22 protein-coding genes are annotated in these 25,343 nt (G+C 70.7%); 15 read left to right on the forward strand and 7 right to left on the reverse strand.

The genetic code is table 11. The annotated features are described in order from the left end of the window. Window positions 1-65: 65 nt before the first annotated feature. From OG272_RS28885 to OG272_RS28905, 5 genes are all read left to right on the forward strand, one after another. Window positions 66-821, forward strand: a complete 756-nt coding sequence (locus OG272_RS28885) for a redox-sensing transcriptional repressor Rex (RefSeq protein ID WP_326579231.1) — start codon at window positions 66-68, stop codon at window positions 819-821. After that, on the forward strand, window positions 818-2,572 hold the full coding sequence (locus tag OG272_RS28890; RefSeq protein ID WP_327728313.1) for a glutamyl-tRNA reductase: 1,755 nt from the start codon (window positions 818-820) through the stop codon (window positions 2,570-2,572). Before OG272_RS28885 ends, OG272_RS28890 begins: the two co-directional genes overlap by 4 nt. Beyond that, a complete protein-coding gene (hemC, locus tag OG272_RS28895) occupies window positions 2,569-3,537 on the forward strand; it encodes a hydroxymethylbilane synthase (protein ID WP_327728312.1) in 969 nt (322 codons plus the stop codon). The genes OG272_RS28890 and hemC overlap by 4 nt, the downstream gene beginning before the upstream one ends. Then, entirely contained in the window at window positions 3,534-5,285 is a 1,752-nt protein-coding gene (locus OG272_RS28900) for a uroporphyrinogen-III synthase (RefSeq protein ID WP_326579225.1), read from the forward strand. The genes hemC and OG272_RS28900 overlap by 4 nt, the downstream gene beginning before the upstream one ends. A gap of 133 nt (window positions 5,286-5,418) precedes the next feature. Then, window positions 5,419-6,276, forward strand: a complete 858-nt coding sequence (locus OG272_RS28905) for a GNAT family N-acetyltransferase (RefSeq protein ID WP_405895195.1) — start codon at window positions 5,419-5,421, stop codon at window positions 6,274-6,276. Window positions 6,277-6,452: 176 nt separating this feature from the next. On the opposite strand, the gene OG272_RS28910 is transcribed toward OG272_RS28905, so the two are convergent. Together OG272_RS28910 and OG272_RS28915 are read right to left on the reverse strand one after the other, a co-directional pair. Continuing rightward, window positions 6,453-6,656 (reverse strand): DUF397 domain-containing protein, encoded by a 204-nt coding sequence (locus tag OG272_RS28910; protein WP_405895196.1) that lies wholly within the window; start codon window positions 6,654-6,656, stop codon window positions 6,453-6,455. Then, window positions 6,653-7,486, reverse strand: a complete 834-nt coding sequence (locus OG272_RS28915; protein ID WP_405895198.1) for a helix-turn-helix transcriptional regulator — start codon at window positions 7,484-7,486, stop codon at window positions 6,653-6,655. The genes OG272_RS28910 and OG272_RS28915 overlap by 4 nt, the downstream gene beginning before the upstream one ends. Before the next feature lie 195 nt (window positions 7,487-7,681). Here OG272_RS28915 and OG272_RS28920 point away from each other — a divergent pair, with 195 nt between their 5' ends. From OG272_RS28920 to hemB, 4 genes are all read left to right on the forward strand, one after another. Continuing rightward, window positions 7,682-8,113 (forward strand): ATP-binding protein, encoded by a 432-nt coding sequence (locus OG272_RS28920; RefSeq protein WP_327732150.1) that lies wholly within the window; start codon window positions 7,682-7,684, stop codon window positions 8,111-8,113. A gap of 285 nt (window positions 8,114-8,398) precedes the next feature. Continuing rightward, entirely contained in the window at window positions 8,399-9,580 is a 1,182-nt protein-coding gene (locus OG272_RS28925; RefSeq protein ID WP_327728308.1) for a helix-turn-helix domain-containing protein, read from the forward strand. Next, window positions 9,577-9,927, forward strand: coding sequence for a hypothetical protein (locus OG272_RS28930; protein WP_405895199.1), 351 nt, complete (start codon window positions 9,577-9,579; stop codon window positions 9,925-9,927). The genes OG272_RS28925 and OG272_RS28930 overlap by 4 nt, the downstream gene beginning before the upstream one ends. A 64-nt stretch (window positions 9,928-9,991) precedes the next feature. Next, entirely contained in the window at window positions 9,992-10,984 is a 993-nt protein-coding gene (gene hemB / locus OG272_RS28935; RefSeq protein ID WP_326579215.1) for a porphobilinogen synthase, read from the forward strand. A 43-nt stretch (window positions 10,985-11,027) separates the two neighbouring features. Here hemB and OG272_RS28940 read toward each other — a convergent pair whose 3' ends face one another. Then, window positions 11,028-11,786: a DUF4232 domain-containing protein gene (locus OG272_RS28940; protein WP_328224733.1), complete on the reverse strand. Its 759-nt coding sequence runs from the start codon at window positions 11,784-11,786 to the stop codon at window positions 11,028-11,030. Between the two features lie 275 nt (window positions 11,787-12,061). Between OG272_RS28940 and OG272_RS28945 the strand changes: the two genes are divergently transcribed. The 3 genes from OG272_RS28945 (at window position 12,062) to OG272_RS28955 (ending at window position 15,183) form a co-directional block, all read left to right on the forward strand. Then, the gene (locus OG272_RS28945; protein WP_327732148.1) at window positions 12,062-13,576 is read left to right on the forward strand and encodes a helix-turn-helix transcriptional regulator; all 1,515 of its coding nucleotides are present in this window, start codon (window positions 12,062-12,064) and stop codon (window positions 13,574-13,576) included. A 147-nt stretch (window positions 13,577-13,723) separates the two neighbouring features. Next, window positions 13,724-14,080, forward strand: a complete 357-nt coding sequence (locus tag OG272_RS28950) for a DUF805 domain-containing protein (RefSeq protein ID WP_326579212.1) — start codon at window positions 13,724-13,726, stop codon at window positions 14,078-14,080. A 200-nt stretch (window positions 14,081-14,280) separates the two neighbouring features. Further along, on the forward strand, window positions 14,281-15,183 hold the full coding sequence (locus tag OG272_RS28955; protein WP_405895201.1) for an SAM-dependent methyltransferase: 903 nt from the start codon (window positions 14,281-14,283) through the stop codon (window positions 15,181-15,183). 124 nt (window positions 15,184-15,307) lie between these two features. Here OG272_RS28955 and OG272_RS28960 read toward each other — a convergent pair whose 3' ends face one another. Then, window positions 15,308-16,240, reverse strand: a complete 933-nt coding sequence (locus OG272_RS28960; protein WP_326579207.1) for an aminoglycoside phosphotransferase family protein — start codon at window positions 16,238-16,240, stop codon at window positions 15,308-15,310. Between the two features lie 128 nt (window positions 16,241-16,368). Here OG272_RS28960 and OG272_RS28965 point away from each other — a divergent pair, with 128 nt between their 5' ends. Next, window positions 16,369-17,649 carry a PLP-dependent aminotransferase family protein gene (locus tag OG272_RS28965; RefSeq protein ID WP_327728304.1) on the forward strand — a complete coding sequence of 427 codons (1,281 nt, stop codon included), beginning with the start codon at window positions 16,369-16,371 and terminating at the stop codon, window positions 17,647-17,649. Window positions 17,650-17,736: 87 nt separating this feature from the next. Here OG272_RS28965 and OG272_RS28970 read toward each other — a convergent pair whose 3' ends face one another. Next, window positions 17,737-18,573, reverse strand: a complete 837-nt coding sequence (locus tag OG272_RS28970) for a DUF4253 domain-containing protein (RefSeq protein WP_328223807.1) — start codon at window positions 18,571-18,573, stop codon at window positions 17,737-17,739. Between the two features lie 240 nt (window positions 18,574-18,813). Here OG272_RS28970 and OG272_RS28975 point away from each other — a divergent pair, with 240 nt between their 5' ends. After that, window positions 18,814-19,521 (forward strand): hypothetical protein, encoded by a 708-nt coding sequence (locus OG272_RS28975; RefSeq protein WP_328223808.1) that lies wholly within the window; start codon window positions 18,814-18,816, stop codon window positions 19,519-19,521. Between the two features lie 297 nt (window positions 19,522-19,818). Here OG272_RS28975 and argS read toward each other — a convergent pair whose 3' ends face one another. After that, a complete protein-coding gene (gene argS, locus OG272_RS28980; protein WP_326579199.1) occupies window positions 19,819-21,588 on the reverse strand; it encodes an arginine--tRNA ligase in 1,770 nt (589 codons plus the stop codon). A gap of 452 nt (window positions 21,589-22,040) precedes the next feature. Here argS and lysS point away from each other — a divergent pair, with 452 nt between their 5' ends. Beyond that, the gene (gene lysS, locus OG272_RS28985; RefSeq protein WP_326585679.1) at window positions 22,041-23,783 is read left to right on the forward strand and encodes a lysine--tRNA ligase; all 1,743 of its coding nucleotides are present in this window, start codon (window positions 22,041-22,043) and stop codon (window positions 23,781-23,783) included. A gap of 75 nt (window positions 23,784-23,858) precedes the next feature. Here lysS and OG272_RS28990 read toward each other — a convergent pair whose 3' ends face one another. Next, a complete protein-coding gene (locus OG272_RS28990) occupies window positions 23,859-25,244 on the reverse strand; it encodes a DUF2637 domain-containing protein (RefSeq protein ID WP_405895202.1) in 1,386 nt (461 codons plus the stop codon). Between the last annotated feature and the right edge of the window lie 99 nt (window positions 25,245-25,343).

Raw genomic sequence — 25,343 nt, forward strand, 5'->3', positions numbered from 1 at the left:
GCTGTCGACGGGGCGGTCTGGGGACGCATGACCGCCCGCAGCCCCGCTCTACCCGCAGGAGCACCGTGGCAACTGGCCGAACTCACCGACCGGCGACCCGTAGCCGAGGGATTCCCGAGGCCACCGTCGCCAGGCTTCCGCTGTACCTCCGTGCCCTGACCGCGCTGTCGGAGCGCTCGGTACCCACCGTTTCATCCGAGGAACTGGCGGCCGCCGCGGGGGTCAACTCCGCGAAGCTGCGCAAGGACTTCTCGTACCTGGGCTCGTACGGGACGAGGGGTGTGGGGTACGACGTCGAGTATCTCGTCTACCAGATCTCGCGTGAGCTGGGGCTGACCCAGGACTGGCCGGTCGTGATCGTCGGTATCGGTAATCTCGGCGCCGCGCTCGCCAATTACGGCGGGTTCGCCTCCCGTGGATTCCGGGTGGCCGCGCTGATAGACGCCGATCCGACGATGGCGGGGAAGCCGGTCGCGGGTATTCCGGTCCAGCACACGGACGAGCTGGAAAAGATCATCGACACCAACGGCGTGTCCATCGGCGTGATCGCCACCCCCGCCGGTGCCGCCCAGCAGGTGTGCGACCGGCTGGTCGCCGCCGGGATCACCTCGATCCTGAACTTCGCGCCGACCGTCCTCTCCGTGCCGGACGGGGTCGACGTCCGCAAGGTGGACCTCTCGATCGAGCTGCAGATCCTCGCCTTCCACGAGCAGCGCAAGGCCGGCGAGGAGGCCGCGGCCGCGGCCGATGCCGTACCGCTGGCTCCCAAGGAGTCCGGGAAAGGGCCCGACGGGGATGTCCCCGCCGTGATGCCGGCATGAGTCTTCTGGTCGTCGGACTGAGCCACCGCAGCGCTCCGGTGAGCGTGCTGGAGCGGGCCGCGCTGTCCCTGGACGCGCAGATCAAGTTGCTTCAGGACACGGTCGCCGCCGAGCCGACCGCCGAGGCCGCCGTCCTCGCCACCTGCAACCGCATCGAGCTGTACGCGGACGTGGACAAGTTCCACGCGGGCGTCGCCGAGCTGTCCACGCTGCTCGCCCAGCACAGCGGGGTGGGCCTCGACGAGATCACTCCGTATCTGTACGTGCACTACGAGGACCGGGCCGTCCACCATCTCTTCTCGGTGGCCTGCGGGCTCGACTCCATGGTCGTCGGCGAGGGCCAGATCCTCGGGCAGATCAAGGACGCGCTGGCCCGCGCGCAGGAGATGCACACGGCCGGGCGGCTGCTGAACGACCTGTTCCAGCAGAGCCTCAGGGTCGGCAAGCGGGCGCACTCCGAGACCGGGATCGACCGGGCCGGGCAGTCGCTGGTGACGTTCGGGCTGGAGCAGTTCACCGCCGGCGCGGACGTCGAGGGCTGGGCCCGGGGCAAGCGGGCCGTCGTGATCGGCGCCGGGTCGATGTCCTCGCTGGCCGCCGCGACCCTCGCGCGCGCGGGCGTGGGCGAGATCGTGATCGCCAACCGGACGTACGACCGGGCCGAGCGACTCGCACAGATCCTGGCCGAACAGGGCGAAACGGACGTGCTGGCCCGCGCGGTACCGATGGAATCGGTGCCGGCCGAGCTGACACGTGCCGATGTCGCCGTCTCCTGTACGGGCGCCACGGGCCTGGTCCTGAGCGCCGGGATGATCGCGGCGGCCGTCGAGGGCCGGGTTCCCGAGGGCGCGTTCGCCACCGGGGCGGAGACGCGCACGGACGTACGGCCGGTCCTGCCGCCGACCTCTCTCGGCAGCGACGACGACTGCCCCCTGGACCTGCCCGCCGCGCAGGGCGGCGGCTTCTCCGTGCTCGGGGACGCCGCGGTGGCCGGGATGGACGCGGCCACGCTGGAGCAGCACGCGGCCTGGGTGGACAACGCGACCGTGGACCGGCGCGCGAGCCGTCGTACGCCGGAGCGTGAGGCCCCGCGTACGCCGGCCGACGACGCCGAGCTGATCGCCGCGCTCGTCGCGACCGTGGCCGTCACCGGGCGGATCCCCGAGCTGCGTCGGCCCGAGCCGGTCGTCGAGGTGCCCCGGCCCGCGCCCGTGCTGGCGCTGCTGGACCTGGCGATGCCCCGGGACATCGACGCCGCCGCGCACCGGCTGGCCGGGGTCCGGCTGGTCGACATCGAGTCGCTCGCCGAGGTCTCGGCCGACGCGCCGATGGCCGCCGACGTCGACATGGTGCGGAGGATCGTTTCGGACGAGGTGGCGGCCTTCGGTGCCGCCCAGCGTGCCGCGCACATCACGCCCACCGTCGTGGCGCTGCGCGCCATGGCCGCCGATGTCGTCGCGAACGAGATCGCGCGCCTGGAGGGCCGGCTGCCGGCCCTGGACGACAAGCACCGCGGCGAGATCACCCAGACCGTGCGGCGCGTCGTCGACAAGCTGCTGCACGCGCCGACCGTACGGGTCAAGCAGCTCGCGGCCGAGCCCGGCGGTGCCGGGTACGCGGACGCGCTGCGGACCCTGTTCGACCTGGACCAGGAGACGGTCGCCGCCGTGTCCCGGGCCGAGGACAGCGTCGAGCACGCAGACCGCGACAAGAACGTCGAAGCGAACGCCGAGAACCGAGGGCGATCATGAGTGAGCCGCAAGACAGGGCCCTGAGGCTCGGGACGAGGCGAAGCAAACTCGCCATGGCCCAGTCCGGGCAGGTGGCGGAGACGGTCCGCCGGCTGACCGGACGGCCCGTGGAACTGGTGGAGATCACGACGTACGGCGACGTCTCCCGCGAGCAGCTGGCGCAGATCGGCGGCACGGGAGTGTTCGTCACCGCGCTGCGCGAGGCGCTGTTGCGGGGCGAGGTCGACTTCGCCGTGCACTCCCTCAAGGACCTGCCGACCACGCACCCGGACGACCTCGCGCTGGCCGCCGTGCCGGTCCGTGAGGACGCGCGGGACGTGCTGGTCGCCCGGGACGGACTGACCTTCGAGCAGCTGCCCGCGGGCGCGCGAGTGGGCACCGGTTCGACGCGGCGGATGTCCCAGCTGAACGCGTACGCGCGCAGCCACGGGCTCACGATCGAGACGGTGCCGATCCGCGGGAACGTCGACACGCGGATCGGATACGTACGGAAGGGTGAGCTGGACGCCGTAGTCCTGGCCGCCGCCGGACTGAGCCGGATCGGACGTAGCGACGAAGTGACCGACTTCCTCTCGGTCGACACCGTTTTGCCCGCCCCCGGCCAGGGGGCACTGGCGATCGAATGTGCCGCGGACAACGCGGAACTGATCGCCGCGCTCGCCGAGCTCGACGACCCGTACACTCGGGCCGCCGTGACCGCCGAGCGGTCCCTGCTCGCCGCCCTGGAGGCCGGTTGCAGCGCACCTGTGGGTGCGTTCGCCGACCTTCTGGCCGACGGGCAGACTGTCAAGGAGATGCGCCTGCGCGGCGTCGTCGGCACGACCGACGGCTCGACGCTGGTGCAGCTGTCCACCACCGGTCCCGTGCCCGAGACGTACGACCAAGCAATGGCGCTCGGCCGTGAACTCGCCGCCGAGATGCTCGCTAAGGGCGCGGCCGGTCTGATGGGGGAGCGAGCACATTGAGCCCCACCACCCTTCCCGCCGGTCCGGACCACGGTCACGTCACCTTCCTCGGTGCCGGACCCGGGGATCCGGGACTGTTGACATTGCGCGCCGTCGAGGCGCTGGCGAACGCGGACGTTCTCATCGCCGAGCACGACGTGCTCGACGTGGTGCGTACGCACGCCCGCGCAGGCGTCGCCCTACTGGACACCGACTCGAGCCCGCCGTCGGCACTGACTGCGGCGTCCTCTGCCTCTTCCGCGGCTACTTCAGCGGATACGTTCTCGGGCACAGGCACGCCTCAGCTGACGGTCGTTGACGGCGCGTCAACAACCGTTGGTGCACCCGCTGTGCGGGATGCCGCACATCTTGTCATGGAGGCCGCGCGGGGCGGCAAGCGGGTCGTGCGTGCGGTCTCCGGGGACCCGGGGCTGGACACGTACGCCACCGAGGAGATGCTGGCGTGCGCCGCCGCGGGCGTGCCGTTCGAGGTGGTTCCCGGAGTGGCGGCCGCCGTGGGCGTGCCCGCGTACGCCGGTGTGCCGCTGCGGGACGCGCAGGGCGCGGACGTGCGGTTCGTCGACGCGCGCACGGCGTCCGACCGGTGCTGGGCCGAGGTCGGGGTGTCCGACGGGACCGTCGTCGTCTCGGCGACGCTGGAGACCGTGGCCGCGGCGGCGGGTGAGCTGGTCGCCGCCGGCCGTAAGCCCGACACGCCGATGACCGTCACCGTCGCCGGTACGACGACCCGGCAGCGGACCTGGAGCGCGACGCTCGGCACGATCGCGCAGACGCTGAAGCAGGCCAAGGTGCTGCCCTCGCCGGAGGGCGGCCGGCCGGTGATAGTCGTGGTCGGAGAGCGTTCCGCCGCGGCCCAGCGCGACCAGCTGTCGTGGTTCGAGAACAAGCCCCTGTTCGGGTGGCGGGTCCTCGTGCCGCGTACGAAGGAGCAGGCCGCCTCGCTCTCCGACCAACTGCGCTCGTACGGGGCCGTACCGCACGAGGTGCCGACGATCGCGGTCGAGCCGCCGCGGACGCCGCAGCAGATGGAGCGGGCCGTGAAGGGCCTCGTCACGGGGCGCTACGAGTGGATCGCCTTCACCTCGGTCAATGCCGTCAAGGCGGTGCGGGAGAAGTTCGAGGAGTACGGGCTCGACGCCCGTGCCTTCGCGGGGATCAAGGTCGCGGCGGTCGGGGAGCAGACCGCCAAGGCGCTCATCGCCTTCGGTGTGAAGCCGGATCTGGTGCCCAGCGGGGAGCAGTCCGCGGCCGGCTTGCTGGAGGACTGGCCGCCCTATGACCCCGTTTTCGATCCGATCGACCGGGTGTTCCTGCCGCGGGCCGATATCGCCACCGAGACGCTGGTCGCGGGGCTGATCGAGCTCGGGTGGGAGGTCGACGACGTCACCGCCTATCGGACCGTGCGGGCTTCGCCGCCGCCGGCCGAGACGCGGGAGGCGATCAAGGGGGGCGGGTTCGACGCCGTTCTCTTCACGTCGTCCTCCACCGTGCGGAACCTGGTGGGCATCGCCGGGAAGCCGCACAACGTGACGGTGATCGCCGTTATCGGGCCCGCTACGGCCAAGACGGCCGAGGAGCACGGGCTTCGGGTGGACGTGATGGCTCCCGAGCCGTCCGTGCACAAGCTGGCCGAGGCGTTGGCGGACTTCGGGGTACGGCGGCGGGCCGCTGCCGTGGAGGCGGGGGATCCCGTCACTCGGCCGAGCGAGCGGCGGCCGGGGGCGCGTAGGCGGCGGTCTACGACCTGACACGGGCCGACAGGAGAACGGCGTGAGGTCCGCGGGGACCTCACGCCGTTTTTCCTTGCGCGGCCCAGCAGTGCCGAAGCATGCCGGGTCACTTTCGAAATGGAGTGGTGCCGGCCGGGGCCCTGTTGCTTGGATGCCCGGTATGACTTCTGCCGATCTTGACGATCGCCGCGAGCGGGCATTGCTGGACCGGCTTGAGGAGTACTACGACGCGGTCCCGCGTCACGGCGCCCGGGTCGAGCACCACGGGCCGCTCACTTTGTTTGTGCGGGAGGGCAAGGGCTGGCCGTTCTACGCACGTCCCGCGCGGGGATGGTCCGGCCCGGTGGGGGCCACCGATGTGGAGAACGTCCGTGCCCGTCAGCGGGAGCTGGGGATCCCGGAAAGGTTCGAATGGGTTGCCGAGACCACGCCCACGCTGCGGGCAGCGGTCGAGGAGTCGGGACTCGTGGTCCACGAACATCCGCTGATGGTGCTCGATCCGTGCGCTCCGGCAGTGCCGGTGGAGGCTCTGTCCGGCACCATGTCGGTGCGGATCGTGGGCGCGGACGATCCACTTCTGTCCAGCGCCCTGGCCGTTCCTCACCTCGCCTTCGCCGAGCCGGGAACCCACGTCGGTCTCGCGGGGACCCCGCAATTGGCGGAAGCGGTCCACGCCCGTGTCGCCGATGGATCGGTGGAACGCGCGATCGTGCGTATCCGGGCAGGTCTGACGGTGGTCGCCGCAGCTGTCGAGGACGGCTCGGCACTGTCCGCCGGCCAGCACCAACCGCTCGCGGGCGTCAGCGAGATCGTAGGGGTCGGAACGTTGCCCGCAGCTCGCCGTCGCGGTCTCGCGGCGGCGGTCACTGCGGCACTGGTGGCCGACGCCCGGTCGCGGGGAGCGGAGACCGTCTTCCTGTCGGCAGGCGACGAAGACGTCTCGCGGGTATACGCCCGACTGGGCTTCCGAGAGATCGGTACGGCGCTGATCGCCGAGCCGGCCGAGTAGAAACCGGTCATGAGGCAGCCCACCGCGCAACTCTCTGAATAGCGAGGCTCGTTGAAGCGAGAGGCGACGCGAGGGCCGAGGCGCGGCGACCGGAGGAAGCGCTGGTCGCTCACTGAAGGCGCGCGACATGGGGCCGCACCTGTCAACTCGGGTGCGGGCCCCATACGTTCGCTCTGTCAGTTCCCGGAGGCGTACGGCAGGAAGGTCGCCCAGGCGGTGGGAGTGAGGGCGAGGCGAGGGCCGTGGGGGTTCTTGGAGTCGCGGACGAGGATGTGGTCGGGGATGGCTGCTACCTCCACGCAGTCGGGGCCTTCGTCCGTGCTGTAGCTGCTCTTTATCCACTCCGAGTCGGGACTGGCTCCGTAGGGCTTGAGGGTCATGTCTCTCCAAGCGCTTTCTCGATGAGGGCCTTCGACTCCCGTGGGCTGAGAGCCTGCGCCCGGATGGTCCCATAACGCATGTCGAGGAGCTGAACCTCTTTCGGGTCGACAATCACACGGCTGATGTGCTGCACCTCGACGTGCCCGACCGTGGTGCCGTCCTTGAGCCTGAGCAATCTGAACGATCCAGCGAGACCGGAGTTCTCCTCGTGACCCAGCGGCAGTACCTGTAGGTCCACATTGCGGAACCCAGAGATCTCCAGCAGCCGTTCGAGCTGCCCGCGCATAACCATCCTGCCGCCGATGGGCCGTCGAAGTGTCGACTCGCACTGGACAAAACTGAAGACGGGCTGAGCGGTCGCATCGCTGACAATCTCCTGACGCGCCACACGGGCCGCTACCCGCTGCTCAAGATCATCTGGGGTGAACGGTGGTCGACGCGAACTGAAGACGGCCCTCGCGTACTCCTCGGTCTGCAACAGTCCATGAACGACCGAGTTGTTATAGGCGCACAGCTCGACCGCGTCCGCCTCCAGCTTCTTCAGGTCCCGTACCTTCTTCGGATACCGGACCTCCGCCAAGTCCCGCTTCATCGCGGCGATCTTGCCGTCCGCGCCCAGTACCTCGTCCGCCTGGTCCAGGTACTCGGGCCGGGGAATCCGCCGCCCCCGCTCCACCGAGGAGACCGACTCCTCCCCGTACCCGATCGCCGCTCCGAACTCCGCCTGGGTGAGACCGGCCGCCTCCCGCCACAGCTTCAGCTGTCGCGCGACCGTCTTCATCACCGCCCCGGCCTCGTCGTCTTCCAGTCCCGCGTCCCAGTCGCCCACGTAGTCCGCCGCCTTCCGTCACGCCACCAGTGCCCAACTCCGGGCGCCTGCGCCACGTCTCCCGGTGTCGCCCGGACAAGAGCCGGAACGCACCCGGACGGCCCCTCTCCGCACGGGCGTCAGACCTTCACAGGCTATGCACGCGCAACCACTCTGTGTGACGTGAACGACCAAATCACCCGATCCAGCAGTTCCATCACCGAGACGGCCGGGTCCGCCGCCGTTGCCGACCCGTCCCAGCGGTTCTCCGTCCCGCTCTCGGCCACCCGCCGCGGGGCCCGCCTGGCCCGGCTCCTGGCAGCGGAGCAACTGCGCTCGTGGGGGCTGCCGGTGGACCCCGCCCAGCTCGTCGTCGCCGAACTCGCTGCCAACGCCGCCCTGCACGGGCGCGTCGCCGGTCGGAGCTTCCGGCTCACCCTCGCCGTCACGTCGCCGACCACGCTCCGTATCGAAGTGATGGACACGCGCGGGGAGCGGCTGCCTGTGCGTACGCCGGTCAGTGGCCGAGCCCCGGCCGAAGGCGGCTACGGGCTACTGCTCGTCGAGGAGTTGGCGGACCGGTGGGGAGTGGTGGATGGGCCGGTGCCGACCAAGACCGTATGGGCCGAGCTGGAGTACAGGAGTTGAAGGGCATGCGCTGCCCCGGAGCCCGGAAACACGGGTCCCGGTCGGGCGTGTGTCGGGGGTGCGGGCCGTAAAGGAGTAAGAACTCTTGGGAGAGAAACCCTCCAAACCAATCCAAACCCCGTGTTCGTCACTCGCGGGAGTGAACTGTCCCAAGTCGGCTGGCGCGGGGGTGGGTTGGGCGGGCAGGCTCGGTGAAGACCAGACGCAGACATGCGACGGCCCCCGCCGGGACTGCAATCCCAGTGCGAGGGCCTGACCACCGAGGAGAAGTGAAGGCCTTCCCTCATGGCTGAGAGCAAGCCTAGCGGCGCTGTGCGCCCGCAGTCCCGTATCCGGCGAAGTGCCACCCGTTCCGGTGTCATCCACGTCAAGGAGTACCAGCCCGACCGGTACACGATCATCGGCAATCACCTCGCCCAGCATCGTGAGCTGTCGCTGACCGCCATCGGGCTCGGTACCCACATCCTCTCGCTGCCCCAGGGTGCCTCCGCGGATATCCGTACGCTCGCCGAGCGGTTTCCCGAAGGCCGGGACCGGATCGCCTTCGCCCTGCGGGAGTTGGAGGCGCACGGCTACGTCGAGCGGGTGCGGGAGCGCGTCGACGGTGGGCGCGTGGTCACGCGGACGTACGCGTACAACGCTCCGGCGCTCACGCGTGCCCGTGGGGTGATGGGGGAGAGGGAGGGGTCGGTCGCTGTCGCCGGTCCGGTGGACCTGGTGCCTGTTCGGCCGGTCGTCGAGGAGGTGCCCGTCGAGGACGTGGTGGCGGACGGGGAGCCGGTGGAGGGCGATCTCGGCGCCGTTGATTCCGTCGTGCCGCCTGCGGCGGAGGACGCCGACGCCGAGTCGTCGGAACGCGGTGATCACTATGACAAGGCTGTCGCACTGCTCGTGGGGCTGCGTCGGACCGATGATCGGTTCACGCTCTCGCAGAAGGATGTGCGCCGTCTCGCTCCGGCCGTCGTCGCCTGGTTCGACAACGGGGCCAGTGGGACGGCGGTGCACCACGCCATGACGGCCGATCTTCCCGTGCCTCTCAGGAATCCGGCACGGTTCCTCGCCTACCGGCTGAGTGAACTGCTGCCACCGCCGTTGCCGGTCCTGCCGGAAGTGTCCGAGGGGCAGGCCCCAGAGGGCGAACCGGAGCCGTGGTACCGGATGGTGGACTGCGCGGGCGGCTGCAACCGGGCCTTCCGCAGGCCCGAGGGGACCTGGTGCCGAGATTGCCGCGCCGAACGGGAGCGGCGTATCGCCGGGGGTGCGGAGGCTAGGGGGGTCGCGGGGACCGCGGAGGCCGCGGAGGCCGCGGGGTGGCAGGACCCGAATCCGTCCGAACTGCCCGAACTGTGCGACCCGTCCGACCTGTCTGACCCGCCCGTCCGGCCCGTCCCGCCCGTACCGCCCGTACCGCCTGAGCCGGACTCGGGGCGGGCCGATCCACCCGGCTTCCCGAGGAGTGCCGCATGACCGACCACACCATTCACGCCACCTATGCGCAGGTGTACAACACCCTGCGCGATGCGTCGGCCACCCTGGAGTACCTGAAGAAGGAGGGGGTGGAGGAAGGTGTGGAACCTCATGCCGGGGCCGCCATGTGGGGTGTCCGGTTCGCCATCACCGTCCTCTATCCGCTGCTGCCCTGCCAGCCGGCGCCGCCCGTCGACTACGACCCGCAGAAGTTGCTGGATCTGGCGGCACACTGGCGGGACGCCGCGTTCGATCTCGGTGAGTTCGCGCCTGAGCCCGTGTTGCGGGTTGTCAGGGGTGAGGAAGGGGGCGCCCGTGCCCCGGGGGATGGCGTTCAGGGGGCGTAGGAAGGGCTCGCGCACCGACGGGCCGTCGGCAAAGGGGCTGTCGGCGCGGGCGTAGCGTAGGTGTATGTCGAAGTACGGATCGTTTCCCGGTACGCGGCCCCGCCGGCTTCGTACGACGCCTGTGATGCGGCGGATGGTGGCCGAGACGCGGCTGCATCCCGCGGACTTCATCCTGCCCGCGTTCGTGCGGGAGGGTGTGAGTGAGCCGGTGCCGATCTCGGCGATGCCGGGGGTCGTGCAGCACACGCGGGACAGTCTGAAGAAGGCCGCCGTGGAGGCCGTGGAGGCCGGGGTCTCCGGGATCATGCTGTTCGGGGTGCCGGAGGACGGGAAGAAGGACGCGCTCGGGACGCCGGGGACCGATCCGGACGGGATCCTCCAGGTCGCCATCCGTGATGTGCGGGCCGAGGTCGGGGACGAACTGCTGGTGATGTCCGATCTTTGTCTCGACGAGACCACGGATCACGGGCATTGCGGGGTTCTTGACGACCAGGGGCGGGTCGACAACGACGCGACCCTTGAGCGGTATGCCGAGATGGCTCAGGTGCAGGCGGACGCCGGGGCACATGTGGTCGGGCCCAGCGGGATGATGGACGGGCAGATCGGGGTCATTCGAGATGCGCTCGACCAGATCGGGCGCGAGGATGTCGCCGTTCTCGCCTACACCGCCAAGTACGCGTCCGCGTTCTACGGACCCTTCCGGGAGGCCGTCGCCTCCTCGCTGACGGGGGACCGGAAGACGTATCAGCAGGATTCGGCGAACGTACGGGAGTCGCTGCGGGAGCTCGCCCTCGACCTGGAGGAGGGCGCCGACATGGTGATGGTCAAGCCCGCCGGGCCCTACCTGGACATCCTCGCGCGGGTCGCGGACGCCGTGGACGTGCCGGTCGCCGCGTACCAGATCTCCGGGGAGTACTCGATGGTCGAGGCCGCCGCCGAGAAGGGCTGGATCGACCGGGACCGGGCGATCCTGGAGACCCTGACGGGGATCAAGCGGGCGGGGGCGCGGAACATCCTCACGTACTGGGCCGTCGAGGCGGCGCGGATGGTGCGCTGAGGCGCCTCTCCGGCCCAGTCCGTACGGTCCCGCTCCCTCCGGCTCAGTACATGAGGGCGTCGTCGATCGACGACTGCCAGTAGGTGACGGTCAGGGAGCTGTCGTAGTAGACGCCCCCGGAGGGGAGGGCGGGAGCGGCGACGCGGCCGCCGTTGCTGCCCGGCTCCTTGCCCTGGAAACCGATGGTGACCTTCCTGGCCGTGGTGCCGTTCTCACCGCTGCCGTCGGCCGAGGCGAGGAGGACGCCCGCGTAGCCGGACTCACCGGGGGCGAGGGTCACCACCGCCTGGGGCTGCGACTCCTCGAAGACGCCGGGGGCCCACTGGGCCTGGTCGAAGCGGACCGTCGGGTTGTAGTAGAGGTCGCAGTACTTCGAGCCGGTGTTCTTCACGGTGATCAGCATGTGGTTCAGCGGGCGGGCCACCGGCTTCATGGTGACGGTGGTGTTGGAGCCGTTGCAGGTGACGCGGTTGGCGGGGTCCCAGGGGTCGGACGCGGCGGCCTTGGACGTGCCGGTGCCCGTCCTCGCGGAGGCCTTGTCGGTCGTCGTGGTGCCGCCGGTGGTGGAGGCGGTGTCCGTGGAACCGGTGCCGCCTGTGGTGCCCGTGCCGCCTGTGGTGCCCGCGCCTGTGGTGCCCGTGCCGGTGGAACCGGTGGTCTGCGAGGTCGAGTTGGAGTCGCTCGCCCGGCCCTCGTCCCGGGGGCCCATCCCGTTGTCGCATGCGGTGAGGGCGAGGGCGGCGACCGCGACTCCGGTGGCGGCGAGCAGACGGACGGGGCGGGCCGTACGGAACGTGCGCATCATCAATTCCTTTTCGGACAAAGCCGGTTGCAGAGGCTGAGAACAAGTGGTCGAAGCCGTGCCGCTCGACCGGGTTGCCGGGAGCGGCGTGCTTGGATGACAAGAGCTTGCGGGGTGAACCGTCCCAGCCGCCACACTCTGCGGACGATCAGGGACGCTGGAACGCCCAGAACGGCTTTGACCTGGAAAAACATCGGTCCCCTGGAACGCCGGACGGGACGTGGGGGCGCATGGGGACGGAGGACGCTGTGTCGGGGAGCGGTGCCGGGGACGGCATGGGGGCTGATTTCGCCGAGGCGCTACGGGAGTTGAAGGAGCGCTCGGGGCTCAGCTACGGGGTGCTCGCCAAGCGGCTCCACATGAGTACGTCGACGCTTCACCGGTACTGCAACGGCGACGCCGTACCCGCCGATTACGCGCCCGTGGAGCGGTTGGCCCGCCTCTGCAAGGCGACCCCGGAGGAACTGGTCGAACTCCACCGGGCGTGGGTGCTCGCGGACGCGATGCGGCGGCGCAAGGGGAGCGACTCCGCCGGGGCGTCCGGGGGAGCGGCGGGGAGTGCGGCGGCCGAGCGGGGCGCGGCGTCCACCAAAGGTGAGGCGTTCACCAAGGGGGCGGCCTCCGAGGCTGGGGCGGGCGTCGCGTCCGAGCGGAGTTCGGCTTCGGCTTCGGGGGCGGGGGCGGGGGCCGTGGAGGCGGCGACGGCCGGTGCGGTGGTCGGGCACGACGGCGTTTCGGAGAGGCGTTCGGCGCAGAGCGCGGTTCGGCGGGCGGTGGTCGGGGGAGCGGCCTCCGACGGCTCGGGGGGCCGGTCGCGTGCCGGACGGCGTTCCCGGTCGGCACTGGTGGCCGGGCTGGCGGTCGCCGCCGTGCTCGGTGCGGTCACGCTCGCCGTGAGTCTGCCGTCCGGTGGGGAGGAGGACGGGGCCGGCACACGGTGGGCCGGGGACGTGTCCGTCGGGGAGGAGGCGGCCAAGGGGGAGGATGAGGGCGACCGGCGATCGCCCTCACCGTCCGGTGCCTCGCCCTCTGTCTCCGCGAGCACGTCGGGTGACAAGGGCGAGAAGGGGGCCGACAAGGGGAGCGCGCCCTCGGCACGCACCACCCCGAGCAGCCCCGGTGGGGCGGGCGGCGGCGGGGGTGGCGAGGACGCGTCCCTCCCGGTGCCGCTGTCCGTGAAGGTGGAGCCGTACACCTGGGAAAGCCCCTGCTCCCAGCGGTATCTGGCCGACCGGCCGCCGACGAAGGTGGGGCCACCGCCGCCGGAGCAGGACGCGGCGGGCTGGGTGCGGGCGGCCGGGGCCGTGTCGTCGGAGAAGCAGTTTCTGACGCTCACCTTGCAGGGCACGGGAGAGGAGACCGTGGTCGTACGGAGCCTCAAGGTCCGGTTGGTCGACAAGCGGTCGCCCCTCGCCTGGAACGACTACGCCATGGGGTACCCGGGTGTCGGCTGCGGGGCCGGCGTTCCGACCCGGTCCTTCACGATCGCCCTGGACGCCGCGCGCCCCGATGTGCGGCCCAAGGCGGGCAGCAAGAACTTCCCGTACTCGGTCAGCGAGTCCGACCCGGAGGTCTACTACGTCACGGCCGACGCCTCGGCGTACTACGTCAGTTGGTACCTGGAGCTGCAGTGGTCCAGCGGCTCCCGCAGCGGCACGCTGCGGGTGAACGACAACGGCCTGCCGTTCCGCACGAGCGGCAACAACGGGCGTCCGGCGTACGAGTATCCGCTGGGCGGGCCGAAGTGGGTTCCGGAGGGGACGACGCTGGGCGAGAGCGACCAGCAGTAGTCGGTGAGGCGGCCCACGTTGCGGTGGCCCACGAGCGACAGCCGACGTGAGGTGGTTATGGAATTGACGAGTTCTCGTCAATCGGCATAGCTTCTGCGCCTGTCCTGATGCGCAGGACCGGCCTGTGCCGAATGTCGGGGGGAAGTCATGAACTGGTTCGTCGAGGTGCTCAAGAAGTACGCGGTCTTCAGCGGGCGTGCGCGCCGCCAGGAGTACTGGATGTTCACGCTGATCGCGTCGCTCATCTATCTCGCGCTGATCGTCCTCGGTCTGGTCATGGACACGGAGGTGCCCGAACTCGTCTTCGCCGTGGCCATCTTCCTGCCGTCCCTGGCCGTCAGCGTCCGGCGGCTGCACGACATCGGCCGCAGCGGCTGGTGGGTCCTCATCGGGCTCATCCCCTGCCTCGGCACCATCTTTATGATCATCTTCATGGCCACCGAGGGGCAGCCGGACGCGAACCGGTACGGCCCCGACCCGAAGGCGTATCCGGCGCGCGCCTGACGTCGGCGGCGGGGCGGGGCGGGGCGGGGCGGGGCCAGGGTGGGGCCTTGGCCCGGGCCGACCCGGGCCCGGGTGGGCCCGGGTCGGCCCGGGTGGGCCCGCGCGGCGTCGGGCGGGCCTTCGTATCCGGGCGGCGGCAACTCGCCCTGGAGGTTAGGTTGTTGTTCATTCAATGATGCGACTCTCCAGGGAGAGGCTTTATGGCCGGTGACGCGCTCAGTCAGGACCCCGCCGAGCTGCGGAAGAGGATCGACACCACCAGGGCGCACCCGGCTCGGGTCTACGACGTCTTCCTCGGCGGCAAGGACAACTACCCCGTGGACCGGGAGGCCGCAGGCGCGGCGCTGGCGGCCAATCCGCGCGGCTACCTCGACGTCCGGCACAACCGTGACTTCATGCGCCGCGCGGTGACCACGCTCGCCAAGGACGAGGGCATCCGGCAGTTCCTGGACATCGGCACCGGGCTGCCGACCGCCGAGAACGTGCACCAGATCGCCCAGGCGATCGTCCCGGACTCCCGGGTCGTGTACGTCGACAACGACCCGGTGGTGCTCGCCCACGCGCGCGCGTTGCTCACGAGCGGGCCCGAGGGTGCCACCGACTACATCGACGCCGACTTCAAGTCGTCGGCGCGGATCGTCGAAGCGGCCGCGAAGACGCTCGACTTCGACCGGCCGATCGCGCTGTGCCTGGTGGCGATCCTGCACTTCGTCGAGGACGACGAGGCCTACCCCGTCGTGCGGGAGCTGGTGGACGCGCTGCCCGCCGGGAGCCGGCTGGTCCTCAGCCATCTGACCGAGGACCTCAATCCGGCGAGCATCCGTGCGGTGCAGGAGACGTACACCAAGCGGGGGTTCACCTTCGTGCTGCGGTCCAAGGACGAGGTCGCGCGGTTCTTCGAGCAGAGCGGGCTCGTGGTGGACGAGCCCGGGGTGGTGCCGGCGCATCACTGGCGGTTCGAGGAGGGTGCGCCGGTGCCTCCGGCGGTGGAGCCGCATGTGTTGGCCGGGATGGACGACATCGAGAAGGTTCGGTATCGGGACATCAATGACGTGACCGACGCGGACATCAATGTGTATGCGGCGATGGGGCGTAAGGCCTGAGCAGTCGGTGGGCGGGTGTGGGTGTGGGTGTGAGTCCGGGTGTGGGTGGGCGGGGGCCGGTCGCGCGGTTCCCCGCGCCCCTCAGAGGTACTGAGCCCCCGCCCCCGCCCCCGTCACCAGGTGCTCAACCCCCCGTGCCGAACCACGTCTCCGCCAGCGAGTCCAAGGTCTGACTGGGCGGGGCCGGCAGGCTGCGCAGGTACCAGTTCAGGTCGCTGTAGACGTGGAGGAGGGTGTAGGCCATCAGCTCGCGGGGGGCGAACGGGGGCCGGCCGTAGGCCTCGTAGAAGAGTTTCAGGAGGGTGGGGTCGGCCCGGGTGAGGAAGAGGGCGACGCTGACGAAGTCGTAGGCGGGGTCGCCGACCATGGCCGGTTCGAAGTCGAAGAGGCCGGTCAGGCGCCAGCCGTCGTGGGGGTCGACGGTGAGGTGGTCGCGCATGAACTCGGTGTGCAGAAGGACCGGGCGGCGCGGGGCGGGCAGGGGGACCGAGCGGAGGAAGTCAGGGATCTGTTCGAGCCAGGGGGCCGAGAGGCCGCCGCTCTGCTGTTGCTCGACCGCCGCCGCGCGCTGTGCGGCGATGAACCTGCCCCAGTCCGGCGGCCCGGTGAGGGGGATGACCGGGGTCGCGTCCAGGGCGTGCAGGGCGGCGAGGCCCTCGGCGGCCTCGACGACGATACGTTCCTGGTCGGGGCGGGGGATCCGGGGCCAGGCCTCGTTGAGGTCCTCGCCGGGCAGGCGGGACATCAGCACATAGCGCCAGCCGTTCTTGTACTGGTCGGCCGAGTGCAACCTGGGTGTGGGGATGGGGAGTTTGCCCCACAGGAGGGACAGCAGGCGGGCCTCTCTGACGGCTTCCGCCGCTTCGAAACCCGGATAGAGCTTGAGGACGAGGGAGTCGCCGACGGCGTACACCGGCAGCGAGCCCTCGGGGAAGCGTACGATCCGCGCGCCTGCCAGACCGAGCTGACCGCAGAGATCCTGGGCGGCCGGTCGCAGCAGCGCCTCGTCACGTACGACTTCTTCCAACTCGTCGTTCGTGTCCACGCTGGGCAGCATGGGCGCAGCCTAGGGGGTACGGAGCACGGTCCGCATCGCGAAACTGGTGGGTGTAAGGGGCATGCACCTGTCTAGGGTGCGGGCAGGGGCGGGGCCGTGCCGTCCGCGAGTGGTGAGGGAGCCGTGGGATGGGTGCCGTGGATGCCGTGCGGGCCGCGCATGACGTGGGGTTTGTCGTGGAGCCGGGAGTCGGGGGCGGTTCGGGGGGCGCGGACGTGGTGGGCGCCGGGGCGGCCGTGCCCGGCTTCGCCGAGCGGGTCGCGGCGGTCGGGGGTTCCCCCGTTCGGGACATCCTCGCCGTCACCTCGCGTCCCGAAGTCGTCAACTTCGCGGGTGGATTGCCCGCGCCGGAGCTGTTCGACACGGAGGGGATAGCGGCCGCCTACCGCGATGTGCTCGCCGAGTCCGCGGGGCGCGCGCTGCAGTACGCGACGACCGAGGGCGAGCCGGTGCTCCGGGCGGCGCTCGCCGCGCGGTACGGGGCGCGCGGGCTGGCGACGGGCGCGGACGGGGTGCTCGTCACCACCGGGTCGCAGCAGGCGCTGTCGCTGCTCGCCACCGCGTTGCTGGAGCCGGGGGACACCGTCCTGGTCGAGGACCCCTGCTATCTGGCGGCGCTTCAGGCGTTCCGGTTCGCGGGGGCGCGGGTGGTGGCCGTGCCGGGCGACGCGCACGGGGTGGACCCGGAGGCGCTGGAGGAGCTGGTGGTGCGGCACCGGCCCAAGCTCTTCTACACCGTGCCCACCTTCCAGAACCCGACCGGCCGCACCCTCCCCGCCGAGCGGCGGGCGGCCGTCGCCTCGGTCGCCGCCCGGCGCGGGCTGTGGGTCGTCGAGGACGACCCGTACGGCGAACTCCGCTTCGAGGGCGACCGGGTGCCGTGGATCGCCTCGTACCCGGGCGCCGAGGACCGTACGGCGTTGCTGGGCTCCTTCTCCAAGGTGATGGCCCCCGGGATGCGGCTGGGCTGGCTGCGCGCGCCCGCGGGGCTGCGCCGGGCGTGCGCGGTCGCCAAGCAGGCGGCCGATCTGCACACCCCGACCGTCAACCAGCTCGCCGCGGCCCGGTATCTGGCCGACCGTGACCTGGACGCCCATGTCGTCCGGGTCGCCGCCGCGTACCGGGAGCGCCGGGACGCCATGCTCGACGGCCTCGCCGAGGCCCTCCCGGCGGGCTCCACCTGGAACCGCCCCGAGGGCGGCATGTTCCTCTGGGCCCGCCTTCCCTCGTCCTACGACACCGGCGCCCTCCTGCCGCGCGTCGTCGAGCGGGACGTCGCGTACGTGCCCGGGGCGCCCTTCTACGCCGGCGAGCCCGACCGGGCGACCCTGAGGCTGTGCTTCGTGACGCAGACGCCGGGGGAGATCCGGGAGGGGCTGCGGAGGTTGGGGGCGGGGCTGCGGGGGTGACGGCGGGGGTGACGGCGGGGAGGCTCGCCGGGGCGCGGTCGGCCCACGCCGCGCCGACGCCTCACCGACGTCCGTCTCACCGGCGTCTCAGTCCCACCAGAAGGACCAGGTGGGTGCGCCGAGGAGGGTGCGGGCGTAGGCGTGCCGGGTGCCGTCGGCCGTGCCCTGGTGGATGTTGTCCGGGCAGAAGGCGAAGTGTTCGGCGGCGACGGCTTCGGCTTCCGCCCGGGTGGTGGGCGGGGCGGCGACCGAGAGGACGAGTTGGTCGAAGGTGAGGGCGACGACGCGTATGCCGAAGCGGTCCTCCCAGGAACGCAGGACCGCGCAGAGCCTCGCCACGTCGTTCTCGTGGTTGACCGGGCCGGTCCAGCCGATCGCCGCCGGGATGTCCGCGCTGCGGCGGGCGGGGACCAGGGCGAGGCGGGGGTCCTTGAGCCGGGAGGGGTCCTTCACCAGGGCGTCGGCGGTCTCGGCGGCGAGGGCGTCGGGGTCGGCGACGGCACCGGGGGCGGAAGCGGTCGTCTCCGGGGTGGTGTCGAGGGCCGGGGCTTCGGCGAGACCGGGCCAGTCGGGGTCCTCGGCGGTGGCGTACTCGTCCCAGGACTCCGCCAGGACCTCGTCGGCCTCGTGGTCGCCCGGGTAGGACATCTCGCCGGGCATCAACTCCCACTCCTGCGGCCCGCCCCGGCCGTCGCCCACGTCCAGCAGCACCGGGAGCAGACCGGCCGTACGGCTCGCGGGTCGTACGGCGGCCCAGACGCCCGGCGTGGCCGGCTCGTCCGCGCACCACAGCAGCGGCTCGGGCCACGGGCCCTCGTCCGTCGCGTCGATCAGCCTCCCCTGCGGAAGCGGGAGTTCAAGCCCGAGCACACGCCCGCTCGGGTCGGCCGCCAGCTGGGGCAGCGGGTTGGGAAGTGTCGCCATGCCGGTGACTGTAGGGGCAGCCACTGACATTGATACTCGTAGCGGGTTCCGGTGGTCGTGGCTCTGCCACTGACAACCCGGTCCTCCGGGCCGGTTCGTGCGGCCCCGCCGTCCTGCCCGTCCTCACTCCCCCGTGACTGTCCCGAAGGGCAGTGACCCAAGAGACGATTTCCGCCAACTCCCCACGAAATTAGGCTGGTTGTGCCAGCTCGAAACCGTCTGGGAAGGCGCTCTCTCACCATGCGTACACTCGCCACGGCCACCCGCGCCGGCGTCCTCGCCGCCACCGCCGGCGCCCTGCTGTTCACCGGTGTCGCCGCTCAGGGCACCGCCGTGGCCGCCCCGCAGGGCAAGCCGGCCAAGCTCACCGTCGCGAAGTACCGCGACTGGCTGAAGAACAACGACGAGGCCACCGCCTCCCTCAAGCTGCTCAAGGCCTTCGACAAGCTGCCCAAGGCCAAGCAGCAGAAGTTCGTCGACTATCTCCAGAACCGGAAGGTGCAGGAGGCCTACAACGTCCGGGCCGGCGGCTACATCAACCGGGGCGGACACAACGAGGAGGCCTACAACAAGGACGTCCGCTTCGTCGCGGACATCAAGGGCGTCCGCAAGGCCACCCGGGCCGGGTCGCACATCACCCTGACGTTCACCGCCACCGAGCGGATCTACAACCTTCCGGTCATCACCCAGAAGACCGTCCTGTCCTACGACTACGGCAGCCCGGTCAAGTCGCCGAAGTACAAGCGGTCCGTCACCAACCTCAACGGCGCCGTCGCCATCACACCGGTGAAGAAGGACGCCATCAAGGTCAGCGGCCGCAACATCTCGGCCACCACCACGTGGAAGGCCGCGCCGCTGTACCGGTCCGTCGGCGCCACCCCCCTCACCAAGCGGCAGACCACCGCCACGGTCAACGTGAAGTTCAACGCCTGGGTCGGCAACCGCTGACCGGTCCGACCCGACCCGACCTGGTCCGATCCGGTCCGACCCGATCCGGTCCGATTCGGACCGACCCGGACCGGGCCGGTCGGCCGGTCGGCCGACTGACTGACGCGCGGGGGCGCCACGGGGGGCGCCCCCGCGCGTCGGCGCGCGCCCTCGCCGTCAGCGGGAGCGTCCCGCGAGGGGCAGCAGGAGATGGGCGGACTCCGGCCGCAGGAAGCCTGACGGGCAGGGGATTTGTCAGGAAGGCGTCGGGCGCCGGACACCCAGGGTGTCCGGCGCCCGACGCGAGGTCCCGCGGAGTCAGAGCTTGTCGGGTGTCCTGATGCCCAGCAGGGCCATGCCCCGGTGCAGGGTGCGGGCCGTCAGGTCGACCAGGAACAGGCGGTTCTCCACCTGGGCCGGGGTGTCCGCCTTCAGGACCGGGCACTGGTCGTAGAACGTGGTCAGCAGGGTCGCCAGCTTGAAGAGGTACGCGGCCAGCTTGTGCGGCTCGTACGACTCCGCGACCTCGGCCACGGCCTCCCCGAACTGGTCCAGGTGCAGCCCCAACGCCCGCTCCGCCGGAGCCAGTTCGAGCTCCGGGTGGGCGGCCGGGCTCGCCTCGCCAGCCTTGCGGAGGATCGACTGGATACGGGCGTAGGCGTACTGGAGGTAGACGGAGGTGTCGCCGTTCAGCGACACCATCTGGTCCAGGTCGAACTTGTAGTCCCGTACGGCGGAGGTCGACAGGTCGGCGTACTTCACCGCGCCGATGCCGACGTACCGGCCGTTCTCGACGATCTCCTCCTCGGTCAGGCCCACCTTCTCGGCCTTCTCTCGGACGACGGCCGTCGCGCGGTCGATCGCCTCGTCGAGCAGGTCGACCAGGCGGATCGTCGTGCCCTCACGGGTCTTGAACGGCTTGCCGTCCTTGCCGAGGACCGTGCCGAAGGCGAGCTGGAACGCCTTGACGTCCTCGTCGTTCAGCCAGCCCGCCCGGCGCGCGGTCTCGAAGACCATCTTGAAGTGCAGGGACTGACGGGCGTCGACGACGTACAGGAGCGAGTTCGCCTTGAGGTGGAAGACGCGGTCCCTGATCGCGGAGAGGTCGGTGGCCGCGTAGCCGTAGCCGCCGTCCGACTTCTTGACGATCAGGGGGACCGGGTTGCCGTCCGGGCCCTTGATGTCGTCGAAGAAGACGCACAGGGCGCCCTCCGAGCGGACCGCGACGCCCGACTCCTCCAGGAGGCGGCACGTCTCGTCCAGCATGTCGTTGTAGCCCGACTCGCCGACGATGTCCGCGTCCCGGATCTCCATGTCCAGCTTCTCGAACACGGAGAAGAAGTAGATCTTCGACTCGTCGACGAACTTCTGCCACGTGGCGAGGGTCTGCGGGTCACCGGCCTGGAGGTCGACCACCCGGCGGCGGGCCCGCGTCTTGAACTCCTCGTCGGAGTCGAACAGCTTCCGGGCGGCCTTGTAGAGGCGGTCGAGGTTCGACATCGCCTCCTCGCCGCTCACCCGGGCGTCCTTGTGGTCCAGCTCGTGCGGGTGCTCGTCCAGGTACTGGATGAGCATGCCGAACTGGGTGCCCCAGTCGCCGATGTGGTGCCTGCGGACCACGTTCTCGCCGGTGAACTCCAGGATCTGGACCACCGCGTCGCCGATCACGGCGGAACGGAGGTGGCCGACGTGCATCTCCTTCGCCACGTTCGGCTGGGCGTAGTCGATGACCGTCGTGCCCGGGTGCGCGGTGAGCGGCACGCCGAGACGGTTCTCCGCGTCCGCGTAGCGCTCCGCGAGGTTCTCGGTGATCGCACGGTCGGTGAGGGTGATGTTCAGGAAGCCGGGGCCGGAGACCTCGATCTCCTTGATCAGCTCGCCGGACTCCACCTGGGCGACGACCTGGGTGGCCAGCTCCCTCGGGTTCGCCTTCGCCTTCTTCGCGAGGGCGAGGATTCCGTTGGCCTGGTAGTCCGCCCGGTCGCTGCGTCGCAGCAGCGGGTCCGCGGCGGCCTCCGGCAGGGTGGCCGAGAGGGCGGTCGCGAGGCGCTGGTGGACGGAGGCGGTGAGGGACGTGACCGAAGCCATCAGGGGGAGCCGTTCTCCTTGGGGTACGGGTGGATGCCGTCAGTATCCCACGGGGGGTAAACGGGTTTTTCTGGTGCGGTTGGTCGGTTGGTCGGTTGGTCTGTTGGTCGGTTGGTTGGAGGGGCGCGGGAGGGGGCGGGGGTTCGGGTGCGTCGGCGGGTGCGGGTTCGGTGGGGGCTGGTCGCGCAGTTCCCCGCGCCCCTGAAAAGCAGGGGCTGCGCCCCGTGCTTCTCAGGCCCGCAGGGCCGTCGTCGTCCAGGCCCGCAGGGCCTGGTCTTTTAGGGGCGCGGGGAACTGCGCGACCAGCCCCCACCGACCCGCACCCGACACACCACCCGCACCCCCGGTTTATTGGGTGCCCGGTTCGACCCACGGAGTGAAAGGCTGGGAGAATAGGGCCGCCGGCCGGGGACCGTACCGGGCGGCCATGGAACCCAAGGAAAAAAGAGGACGTGCCGATCGTGGCTCAGAGCACCGAGACCACCGACTGGGTCTCCCGTTTCGCGGATGAGGTCATCGAGGAGTCGGAGCGTCGGGCCCCGGGCAAACCCGTCGTCGTCGCGTCCGGACTCTCCCCCTCCGGCCCGATCCACCTGGGCAACCTCCGTGAGGTCATGACCCCGCACCTCGTCGCCGACGAGATCCGCCGTCGCGGGCACCAGGTCCGGCACCTCATCTCGTGGGACGACTACGACCGCTACCGCAAGGTCCCGAACGGCGTCGACGGCGTCGACGGCTCCTGGGCCGAGCACATCGGCAAGCCGCTCACCTCCGTACCCGCCCCCACGGGCTCCGCCCACCCCAACTGGGCCGAGCACTTCAAGGCGGCGATGGTCGACGCGCTCGCCGAGATGGGCGTCGAGTTCGACGGGATCAGCCAGACCGCGCAGTACACCTCCGGGGTCTACAGGGAACAGATCCTGCACGCGATGAAGCACCGCGGTGACATCGACGCGATCCTCGACCAGTACCGCACCAAGAAGGCACCGGCGAAGAAGCAGTCGCAGAAGCCGGTCGACGAGGCCGAGTTGGAGGCCGCGGAGGGCTCCGGGGCCGCCGCCGAGGACGACGGCAGCAGCGGTTCCGCCGGGTACTTCCCGTACAAGCCCTACTGCGGGCAGTGTGAGAGGGACCTCACCGTCGTCACCGCCTACGACGACGACACCACCGAGCTGACCTACACCTGCACCGCCTGCGGCTTCTCCGAGACCGTCGCGCTGAACGAGTTCAACCGCGGCAAGCTCGTCTGGAAGGTCGACTGGCCGATGCGGTGGGCGTACGAGGGCGTCGTCTTCGAGCCCTCCGGCGTCGACCACTCGTCGCCGGGCTCCTCCTTCCAGGTCGGCGGGCAGATCGTCGGGATCTTCGGCGGCAAGCAGCCCATCGGGCCGATGTACGCCTTCGTCGGCATCAGCGGCATGGCCAAGATGTCGTCGTCGAAGGGCGGCGTGCCGACCCCCGCCGACGCGCTGAAGATCATGGAGCCGCAGCTCCTGCGCTGGCTCTACGCCCGCCGCCGGCCCAACCAGTCGTTCAAGATCGCCTTCGACCAGGAGATCCAGCGGCTCTACGACGAGTGGGACAAGCTCGACGCGAAGGTGGCGGAAGGGGCCGCGCTGCCGGCCGATGTCGCGGCGCACTCCCGTGCGGTGCGTACGGCCGCCGGTGAACTGCCCCGCACGTCCCGCCCGATGCCGTACCGGACGCTCGCGTCCGTGGCCGACATCACCGCCGGCGCCGAGGCCCAGACCCTGCGCATCCTCAGCGAACTCGACCCCACCGACCCGCTGTCCGGCCTCGACGAGGTCCGGCCGCGGCTCGACAAGGCCGAGGCGTGGATCAACACACAGGTCCCCGCCGACCAGCGGACCATCGTGCGCGAGGAGGCCGACGCCGAGCTGCTGAAGTCCCTCGACGAGCCGTCCCGGCAGTCGCTGCGGCTGCTGCTCGACGGGCTCGCCGAGCACTGGTCGCTGGACGGGCTCACGCACCTCGTCTACGGGGTGCCCAAGGTGCAGGCCGGGTTCCCGGCGGACGCCACGCCCAAGGAGCTGCCGGCCGAGATCAAGACCGCCCAGCGGTCGTTCTTCGCGCTGCTGTACCACCTGCTCGTGGGCCGGGACACGGGGCCGCGCCTGCCCACGCTGCTGCTCGCGGTGGGGCAGGAGCGGGTGCGGACCCTGCTCGGGGAGTAAGGGCCCCCAAGGCCGACGGCATACGAGGAGGGGGCGCCCGGTGAACACCGGGCGCCCCCTCCTCGTACGCGTCGCCTACGCGATGTGGTCCTCCTCCAGCTCCGCCGTGTGACGGTTGGTGAAGCGGTTGACCATGCGCTTCGACTCCTCCGCGGGGAGGGTGACACGGAACTCGGCCTCCACGTTGTCGATCAACTCGCGCGGCGTCGGGTAGCTGCCGTTTATCGACTTCTTGAAGACCTGGTAGTACGCCTCCTCGTCCGGGGCGGCGGGCTCAGGGGGGCCGCCGCCCTCGCCCAGCTCACGGGTGCGGCCGGGGCCGGCCGGGATGGGGAAGCTGCCCGTCTCCTCCGGGGAGGGTTCCGGGTCCTGGAGTTCCGGGTCCTGGAGTTCCGGGTCCTGGAGTTCCGGGGCCTCGAACCGTTGCTGCCGGTAACGGGGGTCCCGCGGGTCCGGCTCGAACTGCTGGTACTCCTCCGGGGCCTGCTCCTCGTACCAGTTCTCGTACTGTTCCTCGGGTTCGTACGAGGGGTTGTAGCCGCCCTGGTAGGGGACCTCCTGGGGGTGGCGGGCGTGGAGCCAGGGGCTTTCGTCGACCGGGGGCTCGTATTCCCGTTGCTCCGGGAACTGGTTGCCGTCGGGGAGGGCGCGCTGCTCGCTGGGAGGTGCCGCTGCGCCCACCCGTGCCGCCCCAGCGGCACGATTGCCCGCAGCTGCGCCCGCGGCGGGTAGGGCGGTGTCCCCGGCGTCGGCCACCTGCGTCAGCTCCGGCATCGGCGCCGGCGGCAGCAGCGCCGGTTCGATGCCCGCCGCCGCCAGGCCCGCCGGGGCCGTTTCCGCCAGGGGCACGCCGTAACGCGCGAGCCTCAGCGGCATCAGGGATTCCACCGGGGCCTTGCGGCGCCAGGCCCGGCCGAAGCGGGAGCGGAGGCGGGCCTGGTAGACGAGACGTTCCTGCTCCAGCTTGATGACCTGCTCGTAGGAGCGGAGCTCCCAGAGCTTCATGCGGCGCCAGAGGAGGAACGTGGGGAGGGGGGAGAGGAGCCAGCGGGTGAGGCGGACGCCCTCCATGTGCTTGTCGGCGGTGATGTCCGCGATGCGGCCGACCGCGTGCCGGGCAGCCTCCACCGCCACCACGAACAGGATCGGGATCACCGAGTGCATGCCGACGCCCAGCGGGTCCGGCCAGGCCGCCGCGCCGTTGAACGCGATCGTCGCCGCCGTCAGCAGCCACGCCGTCTGACGCAGCAGCGGGAAGGGGATCCTGATCCAGGTCAGGAGCAGGTCGAGGGCGAGCAGCACGCAGATGCCCGCGTCGATACCGATCGGGAAGACGTAACTGAAGTTCCCGAAGCCCTTCTGGAGGGCCAGCTCCCGCACGGCCGCGTACGAACCCGCGAAGCCGATCCCGGCGATGATGACGGCGCCGAACACGACCACGCCGATGAGAACGCGGTGCATTCGAGTCAGCTGAACTGGCGCGGCCACCCGTACTCCCCTCCCCTTGCGTGTTGTTGCGCGCAACAGAGTGGCACATGTGTACGGCAAACGTGTTGCCGG

This window comes from Streptomyces sp. NBC_00104, assembly GCF_045160825.1.
Classification (GTDB): Bacteria; Actinomycetota; Actinomycetes; order Streptomycetales; family Streptomycetaceae; genus Streptomyces.